The organism is Virgibacillus natechei (genome assembly GCF_026013645.1).
GTDB classification, from domain to species: domain Bacteria; phylum Bacillota; class Bacilli; order Bacillales; family Amphibacillaceae; genus Virgibacillus_L; species Virgibacillus_L natechei.
Genome location: NZ_CP110224.1, coordinates 3,066,735 through 3,085,178 on the forward strand (window position 1 = coordinate 3,066,735; position 18,444 = coordinate 3,085,178).

General features: G+C 35.2%; 17 protein-coding genes and 1 pseudogene. 1 reads left to right on the forward strand and 17 read right to left on the reverse strand.

Annotation, left to right across the window (positions count from 1 at the left end; genetic code table 11):
* Window positions 1–197 precede the first annotated feature (197 nt).
* The 11 genes from OLD84_RS15605 to OLD84_RS15655 form a co-directional block, all read right to left on the reverse strand.
* Complete coding sequence (locus tag OLD84_RS15605) at window positions 198–413, reverse strand: hypothetical protein (RefSeq protein WP_209463868.1); 216 nt, start codon at window positions 411–413, stop codon at window positions 198–200.
* 261 nt (window positions 414–674) lie between these two features.
* Window positions 675–881, reverse strand: a complete 207-nt coding sequence (locus OLD84_RS15610) for a sigma factor (protein WP_264917503.1) — start codon at window positions 879–881, stop codon at window positions 675–677.
* An 840-nt stretch (window positions 882–1,721) separates the two neighbouring features.
* A complete protein-coding gene (locus tag OLD84_RS15615) occupies window positions 1,722–2,315 on the reverse strand; it encodes a hypothetical protein (protein ID WP_209463866.1) in 594 nt (197 codons plus the stop codon).
* 146 nt (window positions 2,316–2,461) lie between these two features.
* Complete coding sequence (locus tag OLD84_RS15620) at window positions 2,462–3,145, reverse strand: DUF4145 domain-containing protein (RefSeq protein WP_209463865.1); 684 nt, start codon at window positions 3,143–3,145, stop codon at window positions 2,462–2,464.
* Window positions 3,146–3,256: 111 nt separating this feature from the next.
* Window positions 3,257–4,939 carry a UvrD-helicase domain-containing protein gene (locus tag OLD84_RS15625; RefSeq protein WP_209463864.1) on the reverse strand — a complete coding sequence of 561 codons (1,683 nt, stop codon included), beginning with the start codon at window positions 4,937–4,939 and terminating at the stop codon, window positions 3,257–3,259.
* The gene (locus OLD84_RS15630) at window positions 4,924–6,990 is read right to left on the reverse strand and encodes an ATP-dependent nuclease (RefSeq protein ID WP_209463863.1); all 2,067 of its coding nucleotides are present in this window, start codon (window positions 6,988–6,990) and stop codon (window positions 4,924–4,926) included. Before OLD84_RS15630 ends, OLD84_RS15625 begins: the two co-directional genes overlap by 16 nt.
* A gap of 596 nt (window positions 6,991–7,586) precedes the next feature.
* The gene (locus OLD84_RS15635; protein WP_245301633.1) at window positions 7,587–8,513 is read right to left on the reverse strand and encodes a DnaD domain protein; all 927 of its coding nucleotides are present in this window, start codon (window positions 8,511–8,513) and stop codon (window positions 7,587–7,589) included.
* A gap of 230 nt (window positions 8,514–8,743) precedes the next feature.
* A complete protein-coding gene (locus OLD84_RS15640) occupies window positions 8,744–8,989 on the reverse strand; it encodes a sigma factor (protein ID WP_209463861.1) in 246 nt (81 codons plus the stop codon).
* A gap of 506 nt (window positions 8,990–9,495) precedes the next feature.
* The gene (locus tag OLD84_RS15645) at window positions 9,496–10,056 is read right to left on the reverse strand and encodes a sigma-70 family RNA polymerase sigma factor (protein WP_209463860.1); all 561 of its coding nucleotides are present in this window, start codon (window positions 10,054–10,056) and stop codon (window positions 9,496–9,498) included.
* A gap of 696 nt (window positions 10,057–10,752) precedes the next feature.
* The gene (locus OLD84_RS15650) at window positions 10,753–11,316 is read right to left on the reverse strand and encodes a sigma-70 family RNA polymerase sigma factor (RefSeq protein ID WP_209463859.1); all 564 of its coding nucleotides are present in this window, start codon (window positions 11,314–11,316) and stop codon (window positions 10,753–10,755) included.
* 677 nt (window positions 11,317–11,993) lie between these two features.
* Complete coding sequence (locus OLD84_RS15655; protein ID WP_209463858.1) at window positions 11,994–12,596, reverse strand: hypothetical protein; 603 nt, start codon at window positions 12,594–12,596, stop codon at window positions 11,994–11,996.
* A gap of 299 nt (window positions 12,597–12,895) precedes the next feature.
* On the opposite strand from OLD84_RS15655, the pseudogene OLD84_RS15660 reads away from it, so the two are divergent.
* A pseudogene (locus tag OLD84_RS15660) lies at window positions 12,896–13,114 on the forward strand (transposase); the annotation flags it as partial.
* A 188-nt stretch (window positions 13,115–13,302) separates the two neighbouring features.
* On the opposite strand, the gene OLD84_RS15665 reads toward OLD84_RS15660, so the two are convergent.
* The 6 genes from OLD84_RS15665 to OLD84_RS15690 form a co-directional block, all read right to left on the reverse strand.
* The gene (locus OLD84_RS15665; RefSeq protein WP_209463857.1) at window positions 13,303–14,301 is read right to left on the reverse strand and encodes a bacteriophage abortive infection AbiH family protein; all 999 of its coding nucleotides are present in this window, start codon (window positions 14,299–14,301) and stop codon (window positions 13,303–13,305) included.
* 372 nt (window positions 14,302–14,673) lie between these two features.
* The gene (locus tag OLD84_RS15670) at window positions 14,674–15,615 is read right to left on the reverse strand and encodes an Abi family protein (RefSeq protein WP_209463856.1); all 942 of its coding nucleotides are present in this window, start codon (window positions 15,613–15,615) and stop codon (window positions 14,674–14,676) included.
* A gap of 719 nt (window positions 15,616–16,334) precedes the next feature.
* Entirely contained in the window at window positions 16,335–17,180 is an 846-nt protein-coding gene (locus OLD84_RS15675; protein WP_319962306.1) for an IS3 family transposase, read from the reverse strand.
* 20 nt (window positions 17,181–17,200) lie between these two features.
* Window positions 17,201–17,548 carry a transposase gene (locus tag OLD84_RS15680; protein ID WP_264917226.1) on the reverse strand — a complete coding sequence of 116 codons (348 nt, stop codon included), beginning with the start codon at window positions 17,546–17,548 and terminating at the stop codon, window positions 17,201–17,203.
* Between the two features lie 116 nt (window positions 17,549–17,664).
* Complete coding sequence (locus OLD84_RS15685) at window positions 17,665–18,063, reverse strand: hypothetical protein (protein WP_209464744.1); 399 nt, start codon at window positions 18,061–18,063, stop codon at window positions 17,665–17,667.
* Window positions 18,064–18,253: 190 nt separating this feature from the next.
* Window positions 18,254–18,430, reverse strand: a complete 177-nt coding sequence (locus OLD84_RS15690) for a HEPN domain-containing protein (RefSeq protein ID WP_209464745.1) — start codon at window positions 18,428–18,430, stop codon at window positions 18,254–18,256.
* Between the last annotated feature and the right edge of the window lie 14 nt (window positions 18,431–18,444).

The following is an 18,444-nucleotide window of genomic DNA, read 5'->3' on the forward strand; positions in this document are numbered from 1 at the left end:
CTATCCTTTTATATATGCCCGAATTCCGTTATAAAAAAGTGAGATTTTATCATATCCATCTAACATCATTGGTATTTCACTATAATACATTACCCCTATTAATCTTCTAAAACTAAGATGCATACAAAATAATGTCTTATTTTCTGACGCAAGGCTTTCCTGTTTGCCAAAACAAGCGGTTCACCAAAATCGTTCACCTAGTTGGTTTGCTCATCAGCAACGTAAGAGCTGATTAACCCGAAATTGTCCTGGTAGAATACAATCGCGTCTGTTGATGTTGCATTGTTTCGTTTCTGTTTTAGTTCGTTTAAATAATGCGTCAGCACTGCAGTCAGCCGTTCCTCATCTAAAAGCGGCACTCGGAATAGTGTATATAGTTTCCCTCTACTCCTATAATCGAAAGAAGTGCCCACTAGGTGTCTTCTTTCTTAAAAAAATTGTAGATTCATGTAAAATTTACTACCAAAAAAGAGCTGCTCTTACAAATGGCACACAGACCATTCCTACGAACAGCTCTTCTAGTACACTTAAATACTTTGCAGCACCAAATCTTTAAACCCCGTATTCATCAATCTTCTCTGCGCCAGTCTTGCCCAGCCTTTCACCGCATCAATTGTGACACATTATCGTGCGGCTATTTCCTTTATCGGCAGGTCCCTATTGCGCCAGCGATTTCAACTCTCATGGCTTTTCGTTTCTTCGTGGTAAAAATATTCGTCATGATCTTTATCGAGCCTATTCTTTCGCATCAAATCGATGATACGATTGCGGATCATATAGTTGAAGTACGTTCCAAATGAACCTTTGTCCGGCTGATACGTTTGATAAGCATCCCACATCGCACAAAGACCTTCCTGGTAGAATTCCTTCGAATGATAAATCTACATACTGCTTTCTCACTTGGATTCGTTCCATTCTAGAAGCTAGCTTCCCATGTAGTACTATATAGACTAGGTCTATTTTATTATACTATATGCTTCACATGAAGGAAAGTTAATTATTTGAAATTTATTGCAATTCGAGAATGTCAGCAGAATAATAATAGGCTACTACCACTTTGCTAGATTTAAATATTTTCACCTATATTCATGCGCATCTTTTTAAAAAAACTCCTTTGAGCTGTGGTTGAAAAAAGAAACGAGAAAGACAAAAATCTGCCGGATATATCATATCATCGGCAGATTTTTAATGTGCTGTTTATTTTAATAGACATACTTTCATTCCCTTTCAACTACTCCCACCCAGTCTTCATGAAGAAAGGATAACGCTTTATGATTTCCCCATACGTGCCAGAATCCTTAATGGCCAAGCAATTCTCAATATCTAAACAACGGGAATGTGTAATGGTATTGATAACATCCACAACGACGCGATCCTTTTTGCGATAATAGGAGTAGCATTCTGGGCATCTAATTAGATGATCGTTCAGCTAGAGCATATTGAGAAAATTGCTTTTGCTTTAGAAATTGAAGATATTAATGAAATAATTACACTTAAGAAGATAACTCATGATAATGAATGAAAGGAGTTGTCAGTCATTTTATTCTTAGAAATATTCAACAAAAAGAATTCAATATGATCTTAGAGTTCGCCTACTCCGTCCATATTTGAAATTGGACGCTTAATAAAGAATAATAATATTAGCTATTAAATATAGGGCTTCTCAACCTGTCTATTAACACCTATGTAAAGCAATAGCGGGCTAACACCGTTTCCCCTTACTAAAAGTCCTGCCGAAAAACAAAATTCAAAAAATCCCTTCCAAGGTTATTCTTGCTATAATGAAAGTCCTGCAAATTTGCTTTTGCACCAGAAACCATCGCTGTACTTTCATACTGTTCTCTGATGAGATTATTATAGGCTAATTGGCGTAATGATCGCAGTATATATTCTTTTCCAATCCCTTTACCTTGAAAAAAGTCGAGGATGTCTACTTTAAAATTCAAATTATTATAATTGTATGCATAAATTTGCTGCAATACGGTTAGATCAAAATAAGTTAAATGCTCAAGCGTCTGAAAATGCCCATCAGATTCATCAAAGTCAATGTCTTCCATAGCGAGGGATATAGTTGCATTTTTCCATGCTACCAACTTTTTTCTATTACGCTCTCTTGCAACCTGGTCTATAATATAATAAAAACGCCCTTCAAGTTCTTCGCTATTGCCAATAACTTTTAAACTCTCATTACTCTTATTCAATTCTGCAAAATATTTTTCAACATTGGATCGCCTAAAAGCCTGATAGCTATTTACAACTATAGATATGCCATTAGCGGCAAGTCCTGTTAAGCTTGAGATTTGTAATAGATCCATATACTCACATCCTCATAATTCATGAAATCCGTAAAGACCTTCACTACTAGTATATTCGAATCTCCTTAAAAAGGTATTATAGAGAAACTGTAATTCCAGCTAAATGACACTCCCTACTCCCAAAACGATTGAATAAAAAGATTGCTTCATATTGTAGAACCAGTTTGTTGATCCATTTCTTCTAGTCTCTTCTGTGCATTATTTATTTTTTCTGGTAGAGTATAAACATAATCTAGTATGGTTTTAGTGAAATCAATTAGTAGCAACACGGTTTGTGTATCAAATTCCACTCCGTCTGCATGCGCTGCTGAATTACCTTCTTTTCTTAAAATATATGATATTTCATTAATTATTGGAGGTAATATCTTCTCATTCTCCAAAAATTTCAGCTTTTCAAAAAGGTCCTTTCCTTTTGCTTCTTTATGTTTACACATTCTTTCTAAAGTTCTTCTTAATGCGAGAACACAAATCGCACCATCTAAGTTCTTAACCTTTAATGCAGCTGAAAATGCATCACTAACGCCATTTGGTATATATTTATTATCGTTGTTTATAGTAGGATAGATTATTTTTTCTTCTACAATGCGGGCACCAGAAGGATGAAACTCTTCACTATTGGATGTCGCTAATTCAAGAGTTACTTCTTTGCAAACTGGACAAATATACATCATCCACCACTTAGTTAAAGAGACAACATGTACCGGCCTTTCATAAGAAAAACGATAATCCCATATTTCATCATCATCTGTATATTTATATTCTGCTACAGATTTCATTGATGTTTTATTACCACAATGATAACAAGTAAGAATTTTTTCATTAGCTTCCATATAATTAACTCCTAACGATACTTTACATTACTTTATAGTCATTTTTGTTAAGATTTTAAATGAATACTATAGCACAAAAATTTATTCCAGAAATGAAAATTTAAAAGTCTTTCAAACGTCCATAATTGTAAATAAATCATTCAGCTCACTTTTTGCTCCTTCTGTTATTTTAGGAATATTAATATACAAATTTTTCTTTGCCCTGCTGCAAGCAACATAATAGACTCTTTGCTCCTCGATGTCTTCAATCTCACTATTTAACAAAAAGCCCAAATCTCTTTTTTCGTTATACTTTCCGTTTCTTCCATTCACAACGACTAATACATTGTCAAATTCACTTCCTTTAGCTTTGTGGATAGTACGATGTAAAGTATCATCCTCCAAAATATTCACGCACATTGAGATATCTGAATAAATATGTTCTTTATAGAATTTTTCTATCTCTGAAGATGTTTTTCCCTTCTTACTTTCTCTTATTTCAGGGAAATTGAAACATTCCATATTGACTATTTTTTTATAGAGCTCCCAAAGCGCGCTATCTTTATACTCATTATAATCATTTGTTAACTCTTTAATTACTTTTAATGCAGTCTGCTGCCCATTAAAATCATCTGTATTTTTTAGATGTCTGCTCAATTCTCTTATAGAATCTTTGTAATGCGCTAACCTTGCATATTCTATCGATTTTATAATTGATATAAATGCTTTTCTCCTCGGATTACTGCTATCCACAAAAACACTTTCAATAGCTCCCCATCTTTCATCCTTATTATATTTTTTATTTTTCCTTAAGGAATTTGCCATAGGATTTGAATATGAAAGAGAAGCAACTTCCTCGTCTAATTCCATTTTTATTTTCAACAGTGCCTCTAAAGGGTCTCCTATAATTATAACTGGATCTCTACCGACCTTGCCTTCGGGGTTTCTCTGTGTAATATCATTCCTTACCTTATTCAAAACCTTTATAATATTTTCTGTGCTTCTATGGTTATCTTCCATATTATAAGAAAACATTCCCGGTAAATGGAAGTTATTGAACTGTTTAACATCAGCCCCCTGAAATTCATATATTGATTGTGCCTTATCACCGATAACCCCAACCGTAGTTTCTTTTTCTGCAATCAATTTTATTATTTCTGTTTGAATAGGATTTGTATCTTGAAATTCATCAATAAAAAAGTATGGGAATTTTGATCGTATTATCCTAAGAGCCTTATCAGAAGAATTTAGAATTTCCCAAGCAAAAGCTAATACATCTTCATAATGAATTATCCCCTTCTCCCAAAAAAATTGTTTATATTTAAATAAACTGTTGTGATAGTCTTTATTCCTGTTTCTGAGAGACAATTTACAAGTAGATCCATTTACCTCCCAGTAAATTTTTTTCATTTCGTCCTCTTTTACATATTTTTTACTAAGGTTCGTTTTTATAAAATATCCTCTCGAAACTATATGTTCAAAGGGAGCATCTAATTTTTCAAGATCAACCTCATATTTCTGATTAATCAAGTATAAATAAGGCTTAACAATATGTGTGAAAAGCAGACTATGAATAGTGCTGACTTCTATATGGTCTATTTCATCACCCAATCTTTGTATAATAGTTTTAACACCTACATTTGTATATGTTATGCAGGCGATTTTCCTAATGCGTCCCAACTTATTAGAATTATGTAGGACATTTTTAATGTGGTTAATTAAAAATTTAGTTTTCCCAGCGCCAGGACCAGCTGAAACTTTAAAATGTTTGTTTATATTAATTTCAGATTTAGATGTAATTATTTGCATATCCATTTTACCGCTTCCCCAATATATTCTGGAACTTTAAAATTAGCTTTATTGCCTTTGTTAAAATTTTCCTCTAGGGCTTGAGCTAATTCATAAGCATTTTCACCTTTATCAATAGAATTCAAATATCTAGCAGCAAGTAAGTGTTTTTTGTCATCTGATTTTTCATATTGCAGAATACTTTTTGCGATCCTTTTATTCTCATCCCCTTGGTTGCCAAGTAATTTTATCATATCTTCAAGTGAGCCCCCTTCCTTATATGTATCAAATAAAGAATCCAGTTCCTTTGCATTACTAATAGAATTGGTCAAGATCACCTTACACTCTGGGTTTTCATAAGCTAAGCCATACTCAAATGTTTTTCCTTGCCCCTCGACTTGGGAAACACACACGATATTATCGTGTGAACTCTGACCATTACTCAGTCCATATTTACCTACTAAATTATTTGAACAAGACTTATAAGAATAATGCTCCGTGTCAATATCGAGTTCGAAAGGATAGCATTTTGTAAAACTTCCTTTGTCATGTTTTTTTCTAAGAGGATCTAAATCTGTAATACAAGCTACCCTCTTATGAATTGAATTCTGTTTAGTAGAATCAAATAATTTAAGAAAATGTTCAAAATATCTGCCACCTATATTTATTACAGATATATGACTATCCTCTAAATCACAATCCACATATCGAGCAAATGTGGACATAGTTAACTGTTCTGTTATTCCTTCTACCAAAATAATACCTTTCGCAAACAACATGTCTGACTTTGTAGCGTCTAAAAACCTTTCTACATAATCTTTTGACTTTTTATCTTCTTCTCCAAAAACTCTTCCTAAATAGGCGACATTTAAACTGTAGTCTTGCTTTCTATGAAAGCAAATAATTTCATCTAGACCTACAGCTGCAGTAATATTAGGTGAGTGAGTTGTAATAAAGATTTGTCTAGCTTTTCCTTCAGAATTATTTTTAAGGAATTTTAAAAATTTATATTGCATTGCCGGATGCAAATGAGCTTCAGGTTCCTCAATTGCCAATACTGGAAACACCTTTGCATTACTTCCAAGATAATAACCCGATGCATCTTTTTGCATCTTCGCTAGAAGGAGTGACATATAAATTAAATTATTATACCCCAGTCCATTATGTGTAGCAGGTATTTTTACACCAGTTTGATATTTAACAATTAATCTTAATGCAGCATATAGTTCCGAATCCAATATATGCCCATCAAAGTCGGGCTCAGCATTTCCAAACGAAGCACCTGTTTCGTTCGCGTACCTAAGCATCTCTATCTTTCCTTGTTTCATCCTCCCTCTTAAAGTATCTATTAAACTTTTGGCATCTTTGGAAAAGTCCATTTTTAATTTATTTATCTCTGCTTGTTGCTCTTGCTTTTCCATTGATTCATCATTTTTTATTTCATAATCCATAAAGAAGTCAATTACTTCTCTTAGAAGCGTGTTTCTTCCTGTGAATAAATCTCTCTCCACATCTCTAATTGCATCTAAAAACTGATAATCAATTTTCCTCAATGCTTCCGAATCAGCTACTCTTTTAAGTTTAGGATTGCCACCATATATATTACTTCTATATTTCCTTAAAAAATTATGTTCAATTGTTCTCCAGTACTCTTCACTGTCTGTCGAAGAAATTTCACTCATTACTTTCTTATATTCTTCTACCTCTTTCTCTGGCAGATAGAAGTCATATGTTAACTGGGCTTTATAAGGGGATTCGAGATTAGTTAACCATGTAGAAACAGTAACTAAATCCTCCGAGAACTCGGGCTCACTGTCTGACTCAGAAAATGATACAGTGATAGAAACCTTAGGAGGCTTTTGCTTCAAATCGTCTATACTTATATTTTTATTAAAGTCATCTATAAGTAATTTTTTTGAACTACCAACGTCTAATACTAACTCTAATGCTCTAAGTAAATTAGATTTGCCTGAGTTATTATGCCCTATAATTACATTGACACCTTCATTAAATTCTATTACATTATTAGACCCACCAAAATTACGAAAATTTTCTATATTTATTTCAGATATGAACATCTTTTCACTCCTTATTGTAATACATAAATTAAAACGCATACAAATTCTATTTCTATAAATATGTAAGCAATAGTAGTTTTCATTTTTATATACCAGCCAAATTCCCAGCCTTAGTTTTATATCGATTCTCCAATTGTAATTCAAGTAATAGTTTCAAATTTTTATATACAAGTACCAAATACTTATTTTTATAAAAAATTTTATATGTCTATTTTACCACAAATAAGATTTATTTTAGATAGAATTAATCAAAATGGTAGTTAGTTTAATCTACTCTGAAGTTAATCAAATAATATAAACTTTAATCTGCATGGTGTATAAATAACCAATATTGCCTTCGGTACACTCTTTATTTATTTAATATTGTCTTTCCCCATATTTTAAAAACTGTCCTACCTACGGTAGGCAGTCTTTCTAATTGTCCCCAAAACAACGGAGATTCCTGATCCTGCTGATACTCTAGTTCTCTGCAGGATCTCCTCAACAATGAAATCCTCGAGAAAGTACAAAAACAAAGACAAAGACAAAAAACCCAACATTCCAAGCATCATTCCCATCCCACAAAACCCACCAAAATCCAAGATGCGACCACACCCCTACCCAACACTACCAACCTTCCCCTTACTCGCATACTCCTCCAACAATCTCTTCACCTCCGCGCGCTCTGCTTCCGTATCACGTTCCGATTTATTCGCCTTTTCCTGTTCTCGTTTCCGCTTCTCTTCCCGCTTCTGCTCCTTAAACCAATCAGGCACAATTTCACGCGACTCTGCCCTAAAAGTCCCGCCACGCTGCTTTTTTGCCTGCTGCTCCCTGCGAAATGCTACTTCTTCTGCAGATGCTTGGTCAACGGTTGTGATGCCTTTTTTAACCCAGGCTTGAAGGATGCCTTTGACGTATCCCCAACTTGCTTTTCCTCGCTCTAGGGCTCGTTTCATGGCATCCAAAATAAGGGGTTCGCCTAAATCGGTTACCCAGTTAATTAGCTCATCAGCAACGTACGGGCTGATCAATCCGAAATTGTCCTGATAAAATGCAATCGCGCCTGTTGTTGCTACTGTATTGTTTTGTTTCTTTTTTGTTTTAGTTCGTTTAAATAATGCGTCAACACTGCAGTCCGGATTGCCGCTCAAACTGTCGCTCACCTTGTGGGTCGCTCTGTCGTCAACACTGTCGTCAGCCGCTTCCGTGTCGCTCGTATTGTCGTCCACATGACCCCCAGAACCAGACCCCTGCCCACCTGAAAGCAACGAGATTATTTCATAACGTGCTGCCTTATTTCCACCTTGCGAGTCAAAACGAATATAGCCCTTATCCTGCAGTTCCGCTCGTGCTCTTTTAAATGTACTCTCGGTTAAAGCAGATTTCGCACACAGTAGCGATACGGCTACGGTGAATTCTTTCATCCAACCGGCCCTATTATTCACATGCATGAGTACATGCCATAGATTTGCTGCTGATGCTGAAAGTGGATTTGTTTCCTGTTGATTGTGAAATGCATTTAATTCTTTTATGTAATTCATTTTCCCCAACCCTTTCCATCTCCTAAATTTTCACACGTCAAACGCCCGCTTCTAAAAAGCGCCTTTTGTTTAGGAAAGACGCCCAACCATAGATTTTCAAAGCCTTTTTCTATCCCATAACACTATCAAACGAACACGAATTAACGAATCAACGTCGACGTACCTTGAATTCATGCCCGCTTCAGCTTGCAGCATTTGCCAGTAATAAAACAACGCACGTCGAAGCAGTCTCACAGATCCTGATTCTTTTCCCAGAGCAAATCGATCAAACGATTACGGATCATAACGTTAAAATACGTAGCGAAGGGACCTTCATCGGGGTGATACGTTTCATATGCCATCATCATGGCACGAAGGCCTTCCTGATAAAATTCCTGATGCGGGTCTTGAATACGCAGTTGACGGAGGTGGTACTGAATCCGTCTTTCATTCTGTTTAAAAATCTCCTCAAAACTAAATTGTTTTTTCTTATTCATTTTTCTCCTCTTTCTCGAGAAGCCACTTTTACACTATACAACGTTTTTCTACGTTCATTCGCACACCATTATCACAAAACAATGTTGATTTGGACGACACGCTCTAGGCTGGAAATCCCGAATCATATCGGGGATAAAGTGATGAAAAGCATGCGAAACCTAATGTAGAAGGGAATATAGGGTGACAATCAGATAACTTCCTGATAGCTTATCTGGTATAAAGAAAAAGTCTCCTCATCTAAAAATGGCACTCGGAATAGTGTATATAGTTTCCCTCTACTCCTATAATCGAAAGAAGTCCCCACTTAGGTGTCTTCTTTTTTAGAAAACTTGGTATTCGCCAAGTCTTTCGGAGAATTCCTTAGTTGCACTTATGCAAATAGGAAAGTTTTATGCTTTCCTATTTGCGAAAAAAATTATAAATTCATGTAAAATTCACTACAAAAAAAGAGCTGCTCGTACAAATGTCATACAGACCATTCATACAAGCAGCTCATCTAGTACACCTACATACTATCCAACACCAAATCTTTAAACGCCGTATTCATCAATCTTCGTTTCGCTAGTCTTGCCCAACCTTTCACCGCATTAATCGAGACACCCTCACGCGTAGCGATTTCCTTTATCGGCATGTCCAGTAAAATATAATAATGCATCCATTTCCATTGATTGACCGTTAGCATACCTTTCACTTGCTCCCATAGATAGGCATCATCTATTGGGATCCCCATTAAGTCAAGCGCAGGCAGGTCTCTATCCCGCCAACGATTTCCACTTTCATAGCGTTTCGTTTCTTCGTGGTAAAAGAATGTATCATGATCTCTATCAAGCCTATTCTTTCGCATCAAATCGATGATACGATTGCGAATCATATAGTTGAAGTACGTTCCCATTGACCCTTTGTCCAGCTGATATGTTTGATACGCTTCCCACATCGCATAAAGCCCTTCCTGGTAGAATTCCTCATGATGATCGGTAATACGTAAATCGTGGAGCTGGTAATAAATCCTTGCCTCATTCTGTTCAACTACCTCTTCAAATGATAAACCTAAATACTGCTTTCTCACTTGTATTCGTTTCCATTCTAGAAGCTAGCCTCTCGTGTAGTACTATATAGTCTAGGTCTATTGTACTATACGTTTCACATGAGGCAAAGTTGGTTATATGAATCGCCAACAAATAATGTGACAAAATAGTGACAGACTGACCAACACTTTGCTAGATTTAAATATTTTTACCTATTCATACGCATCTTTTTAACAAAACTCCTTTGAGCTGTGGCAAGAAATCAATCAAACGAGAAAAACAAAAATCTGCCGGATATATCATATCATCGGCAGATTTTTTAATGTGCTGTTTATTTTAATAGACGTAATTTTCATTCCCTTTCAACTACTCCCACCCACTCTTCATGAAGAAAGGATAACGTTTTATGATTCCCCCATACGTGCCAGAATCCTTAATGGCCAAGCAATTCTCAATATCTAAACAACGGGTATGTGTAATGGTATTTATAACATCCACAACGACGCGATCTTTTTGCGATAATAGGAGTGGCATTCTGGGCATCTAATTAAATTCATAAATGATCATCACCTCTCTCCTAACCGGGTATACTCTTTATCGTTTTCCGCGAATACTTCCTATACTTTATTATACACGAATACCGACACTAGTAAATAGAATTTTAGAAAAATTCACCACACTAGAGTACCCTCTGCACCATTCCTTAAAACAAACTACCCTATCAAAATCACCATCTATCAAATCAATTCCAACTTCTTTTCAGACACTCTCCCACGCAGCTTCCGCCTCACTTCCTTGCCCCAACTCTTCACCGCTTCCACAGAAACGCCCTCCTGCTCGGCAATCTCCTTCACGGACATGTCCTCTATCACGAAATACGTCACCCATTTCCACTGATTGTCCGACAGCCCGGTGCGTACTTCCTTCCAAAATTCCAAATCATACAACGTGCTCTCAGACTCAGCCACTTTCATCACCGGATATGTCGCCCCACCACTCCGATAATGATTGCCATCATCCATTCTCGTTTTCTGTTCCTGCTTGTAAAGCTCCAGATTTTCCTGCTGCTTATTCTCTTTACGCATCAAATCAATCATACGATTGCGAATCGTATAGTTAAAATAGGTTGCCATTGGCCCTTTGTCTGGCTGGTATTTCTCATAGGCATTCCACATCGCAACTAGACCTTCTGTGTAAAATTCTTGATGCGGATCTCTGATGTTTAATCGGTGAATATAATAATGAATCCTGCGCTCATTTTGCTTGAAAATTTCTTCGAATGTTACGTTGTCTTTACTCATTTATAAAATCTCCCCTCGTCTAAAAAGCACTGCTTAATAGAACATCTCTTTTTAATTACTATCGTATCGAAAGTTGATTTGGTGGCATGAAAGCGGAAAAATATTTTCATACGACCTTCTGGGAGTTTGTTGACAATAGTAATTATATTTATAGTATAGAACAATTGTTCTTATAAGTAAAGGATTATTCTCGAACGCTCGTATAATAAAAATCACTGTACACTATCAACCTATTAGGCATGCATAGAATACAGTGATTTCTTATAATAGATCTTCTATTGCTTATCAATCTCATAATACTCCTATACCATTCCACAAACTTCTCTAATCCTTGATCAATGGTCGTAGAGGGGTCAAATAACCCTGTTACATCCTTTAATTCATCAATATCTGCATATGTTGCTTGTGCACATTCAATTAACAAAGAATGGTTTAAGCTAACATAAAATCAATGCTTAAATACTACAAATCAATAATTAACAACTAAATCCATTTGTTCACTTAAGCACATTAACGTGGCGGGGTCTGCCCAGAATCCCTAAAATTGTAAAAAAGATGGATTGATTTGAAAAGTATTTGATTTTTTCAGTAATCTTCTTGAATAATACGGGTTTTTACAATATTATTTTTCGTAATAAACATAATAAGAATCAATACGATAGGAAGACAAAGACATCTTAACGAGACAACTGTTCAATTAGTTTGTTCATATTGTTTTGCAATACGCTGACCTTATTTATTATTGTTGATTTATTTTCATCGGAAAGGATACTGGGGTCCTCCAGAAATAAACAATCGGTCAATTTATCACAATTGGTCTGAACTTTTTTAACGTAATTTTTGATTTGCTTCTCAACGTAAGCTTGACGTGTGCTTTCCTCCAAGAAAGTTTTTGTTTCTTTATTGATTTCATCTATATCTGAAGAAAGCTCCTTTTGAAAGTTTTTCACCTGTCTGACTATCTTCTCTAATTCTCTCTGTCTTAAATTGTATTTCTCCTTAAGTTTCTTTAAGGAATCTTCAAGTTGTCTATTTTCCAATTTGGATATGTGATCAATTTTATTAACTCTTTTTTTCTCAATCGGAATTATTTGCATATTGGACTGACGTTTTATTTGTTCTTCCTCAGGTAAAAAAATAAATGACCCAAAATGAACCGCTTCAGATGCTAATAGCTGCTGCTTTTCAAGTATGACAGAAGCCCTTCCAATAAATTCTTCCCTATCTTGTTCAGAAACATTATCTCCTATATTCCGCAAGCTGAACTCTTTTTTATCCATAACTAATCCCCCCTCCTAAGTTGTATTATGCTAGGGGATTGTCCTATTCCGATTGAATTATTAATGCTAAAAAATTTTACAACGAAACGATTATTATTTAGCGGGGGGATTCTCAATTTTGTAAAATTCAGACCCAGTGAACCGGAAATATAAATAGCTCCGTTTGCGATTAGTTTCTCCCCGAATCTTATCAAAAATAAAACCACTGCCATAACCGCAGCGGCCAAGATTTCTATCTATAGTTAAATTAGCTTTGTCGTAACGTGACGGGGGTACGCTTACTGACCCCTGAGTCACAAGCACGCAGGTCCAAAGCCTGGAAAACCATTTTCAAACAGCGTACGGCCGTTGAACGAGTCAACGCATATCTCAAGGAATTCTTTCGGCTTAACAATGTTCGTTATCGCACGGGAAAACGTGCAAAAATTCATTTTGACATGGTAACGCTTATTTACTATGCTTCAAAACTGTCTGCAGACCGTATGAATGCGCAATTGAATCAGCAACAAGCTGCATGATTTCTGTTTTTAAAAATACAATTTTGGAATTCTGTAGGTCTTTGTATTTTTAAAAAGAGCAATAAGAAATTGACTCTAAATACCACAAATCAATAATTAACAACTAAACCCATTTGTTCACTTTAGCACATTAACGTGGCGAGGGGCTAACACCTGAATCCTTATGAATAACTCATAAAAGCAGCCTTCTATTTGAGCTGGAACATTTTTATATTGTGTTTTGGAATACTCATCATTTCTGCAAATTTATTAATTCTTTCTTTGTCTGCTTCACTATACCAGCTAACATTCCATTTTAACTGATCGCTTGCTACATGATTTCTTATAATCTCTTTAAAATAGGGATGATCAACTGGTGCGAGCGAGTGTCCTATAACATATATTTCTCTTACATTTTTTAGTCTTCTAAAATATTTAGCATGTTTCGCCATCACTTCTTCTGTTTTCTTTCTTGTGTCATCAAAATAACCTTCAATGGTTCCTGCTGCATGATCGGCTGCATAATATCTGATTGGATTTTTCCAATTGCCTTGGTCGTCTTCACTTTGAAAATAATGCAGATATGTCAAACTATCACTTCGATGTATCCCAGTTTTGTGTTGGCGATACCAATCAACAAAATTTTGATCTGTATCACTACCAGAACCAAGAATAATTTGATTGTTACGTTCTCTCCGATCACCATGAATGTACAAAATGTTTTCACTTGCAATACTGTAGAGGGTTTCTAAAAACTCAGTATAATTAAAATTAATATACAAAGCATCCTTATTAAGGATTTCAGCGCAAGATTCCTCTTTTCCATTCAACGTTTTTAATGTTTTAATCCATTGTTTAAAACGATAAGGTAAATTATCAGTAATATCTGAAATAATTTGTGTTCCATATTCTATGGCAGCAAAATAATCCGCATATGAAAAATCATCATCTTCTTCATCAAATGTATCCATCATAATATCCAAATTAGCATCTACGGATTCCATCAGCATTTCACGTGAAAGAAAGGCTAAATTATTTTCAAAATCACCCCAAAAGTTCTCACACTCAAAATACATTTCTAAGTCATCATTTATGTATTTATTACGTTTTTTAAGAAAATCCCGAAATTCATAATAACTAGATTTCACACCATGATATAAGTCAAAACCATTGCCGATTATAAATAAAGTAGTTGGTTCTTTGTTCATACTCTAACAAACGCTCCTCTTAGAAGACAAAAAATATTTTGTAAGGAATCCATCCATCTTTTTATGAATTGCCTCATCTCATTTCTTAATTATTCCCCAGGTAAATACATATCTTTTGAAATAATGCCAGTTTGCACTAAAGAAGCTTCACCACCATGGTTGGGGGGCTAAGCCAATAGCCACCTATTTTATTATAGACTGGACATTCAACGATATCGGCAAAAATCAGGAAGTGACAGACATCCATTCTAATCATATAAAAAGCACCCGCCATTAATGACAGGTGCTTGCACGATAAACTTAAGCGAAGTATGACCCCGCCATTGCAAACCGGGCGAACCGATTTTTTCCTTAAATGAAATACTACACTAATTAACTTACGAAGTCAATCAGTTTTTTAAAGTATTTATACACTGCAATTAAGGAATCTTGATTATTATATGCATTTCCCAACCGTTTCGTGCGTTCCAATAATTTCCTGAGATCCCTATACCGTGCAGTTTTAATACCTTCACTGTTGATATAAGTATAATGAACATAAATAAGTACAGTTAAGTCATGCACCTTTCGATTAGACAGCCTTTTCTTCCTCGCTTGAGGTGACAACTCTTTAATCTTTTTTGTGAAACTGGTAATAGGCTTTATAACCTTTTGAGGAGCAATCTGCCTATTTTTTGTTATGTCCATCAAGATAGGACTATTGTGAGCAGCTGTGTTACGTATGTTTTTCACATACCTTAATACTTGATGTATTTCTTTGTATGCAGGTGGCTCGTTTTTCCGACAATAATAATATTCCACAAACTTTACGAAACCACCAAAGGTCATAACTTCAAATAATACCCAAATAGGCGGATTTTTATGATGCTTTACATATAATCCATAATTATAATGACTTTCTTTATTTAAAGCTTTCATATAATACTCAATAGAACTATTATCATGCGCTAAATAATCAGTTACAATGCTATAGCCATCTTCAGTAGAGTCATTAGTTATATCCGTAAGTATTTGTGTTTTAACTATATGCTCTATATCTAAACACATTTGTAATACTAAATAACGAAGTCGCATATCAATGGTGGCAAGGTCTTGCAATAGTTTAAAATCCAAATTTACATACTTATCATATTTATTTTTTTCAAAGTTCTTTCTGTAAGCTGTGAGTTTATAAAAGTAATTTGATGTTTGAAGAATGTCCTTAGCTTCTTGTTTAGTAATTAGTTCAAATTTAACATTCTTTTGATTTAAATGTTCGATCATTTCATCAAAGCTTAATTTCCTTTTTAAAATTTTTTGTGTACTTTGTTCCATCCAGTTCACCTCCCACTTAAATATGAGCTAGTCTATAATTATCATATCTTAAGGAGATAGAATTGGAAAGGCATATTCTTTTACTGTTCTCATAAATATGTTAATTTCCTGATTTCTATCATGCAATATCGATGCTATGCTCTCACTTTGTATTTTATTAAAGAACAGCACGGGTGATCCAACCATCAAACCCCTTCGCGGCATACTTGCCTTATCGTTCTCGAGAATATCTAATAGATGTTACATCTACCAATCACACCTCACCTACCCCCTGATATTGAGCCTGTGAATGTGGTAGTGAATCCTTCTCTCACTCTGCTCTCCTCGAATGTTACATTGCCTTTACCCATTTATAAAATCTCCCCTCGTCTAAAAAGCTTTGCTTAATAGAACATCTCTTTTTAATTACTATCGTATCGAAAGTTGATTTGGTGGCATGAAAAAGGAAACTATTTTCATGCCACCTTCTGGGAGTTTGCTGACAATAGTAATTATATTTACATCATAGAACAATTGTTCTAATAAGTAAAGGATTATTCTCGAACGCTCATATAATAAAATCACTGTACACTATCAACCTATTAGGTATGCATAGAATACAGTGATTTCTTATACTAAATAAACTTCTAGTTTACCCCACTTTTTAGCCACACTTTAGCAAATTAACGTGGCAGGGTCAGTAAGCATACCCCTGTCAAGTAGACACTAATAGGCGAGGGTCAAGCTGCTATTGTATGTTTATAGTTGATAGGTGCTTGACCGCCTAATTTCTTCTGGCGCCGGCGGTGATTATAGAGATCCATATAATCATCAATTACCCGGCGTATTTCTTGTTTTGTTTTTGGTTTATGTATGCGCATAGATTCTTCCTTCAAACGTCCAAAAAAACTCTCAATTGGGGCGTTATCCCAACAGTTAGCTTTTCGTGACATGCTCTTAACCATATCGTTTTCTTCTAGAAGGTTTGTGTAGGCGTGAGACGTATATTGATGTCCCTGGTCACTATGAATCATCGTTCCATCTACACTACCTTTTTCTAAAGCTTTGTTAAGGGTTTGGACCACAAGGTCATTATCATTATGTTCACTGACATGATAGCTCACGACTTCTTTTGTACAAAGGTCTAAAATGGTTGAAAGATACAATCGTGTGATACCTGTTGATAAATATGTGATATCCGTTACCCATTTCTCAAATGGCTTCTTCGCTCGGAAATCCCGATTTAATACATTCTGGGCTTTATATCCTTCATGCTTATACCGTACCTTTTTCTTAAATATTTGAGCTTGAATTCCTAGTTGTTTTTGTAATCGATAGACACGTTTATGATTCACTTTTTTAAAATGAATATCATTTATTTCTTCCGTTAATCGTGGATAGCCGTATGTGTGATTAAATAAATGATCAAAATGAACGATTAAATCTTTTATATGTTCATCTTCCTTCTGTTTCCTCGTAAGAGATTGGTTTTGCCTGTTCCGCCATTTATAAAAACCACTTCTTGATACAGAAGCGATGATACAAAGGCCTGTAACACTGAAAGTGGATGTTAGTTCTTCAATGATCTCATAACGTTGATTCTTTTTTAATCGGAATCCCCCTTCCTTAAGGCAATTAACTTTTTTAAATAAGCATTCTCCGCTTCTAAGAAAGCAATTCGTTCATTGCTTTCCTGCGGATCTTCCCACCGATCTGTAGAGATTTCGTTCGTTTTTCTTTTTGTGTTCTTCTTTTTGGTATTCGTGTTTTTAGGTATAGGTGTAAAGGCTTCATCACCTCTTGATTGCTTTTCTTTCACCCAACGTCTAACGCTCTCATCAGAAGAAATATCAAAGAATCTCGCCAGGCTAAGATAACCGAGTCCAGGGTTATCATTGTAATATTGAACTACTTTATTTTTAAATTCTTTGGAATACCGTTTTTGTTTAGTCACGATTCATCACTCCTATAGGCAACGTAACACCCTCATTTTCAGTGTGTCTACTATAAGGGGATAATCTCACTGACACCAAAACCTCCGAGAATCCTGTGTCTAAAATAGAAGAACGTTTACTGCATTCTATAGATATACGCATCTTCAATATAATGATTATTTATTGTGTTTCTTGAACATCTTATACCTGCGATACTTTCTACACCAGTCTGAATAGTAGTACCAATATCTTTTATTAATTCGTGAAAAGGACTAACTACTGAAATATTATCTAATGTAATCGTAAAGTTTTCTTCTTCCTTCTTTAGTATATTTATAACTTTATATATACCCTCATATGCTTTCTTTGGACCTGAATGATCAACTTTCTCAGATGCAATAATTAATCTCCAACTGTCCCTTTCTGTATCAAATAACCACAATGCGGAGTGGACAGCAAAATTTTCATTATCCAACGCCAATATGAGATTTTCACCATTTCTGAAATCGTTTTCTACCAATGTTCTTTTATCCACCTGAAGACCCCCTCACTTGGATCACTGACTGCCTCAAAAATATTTTCTGCTTCTTCATTCGTATGTTTCGTATATCGATCTTTTTCAGACCAATCCTTGACTACTGACCAGTTAATTTCAATTTGCTCAGGGCGGGTTGCCCCAATTACTCCTAGAAGTCTTGTTAAATCATGTGTGTAAATTTTATCGACTATTTTTTTATCCGGGAAATCATGTTCTCTTGTATTCTTTGCAATCCAAGCTTAAGTACACATTCTATAACATACCCTGATAAATAATATGTCCCATCATAACATTTGTTTTCCAATAATACTTTTGCTTCCTTTAATCTAATTTCTGCAATTTCTTTTAACTCTTTTCTATTCATAATACCCTCCCTCT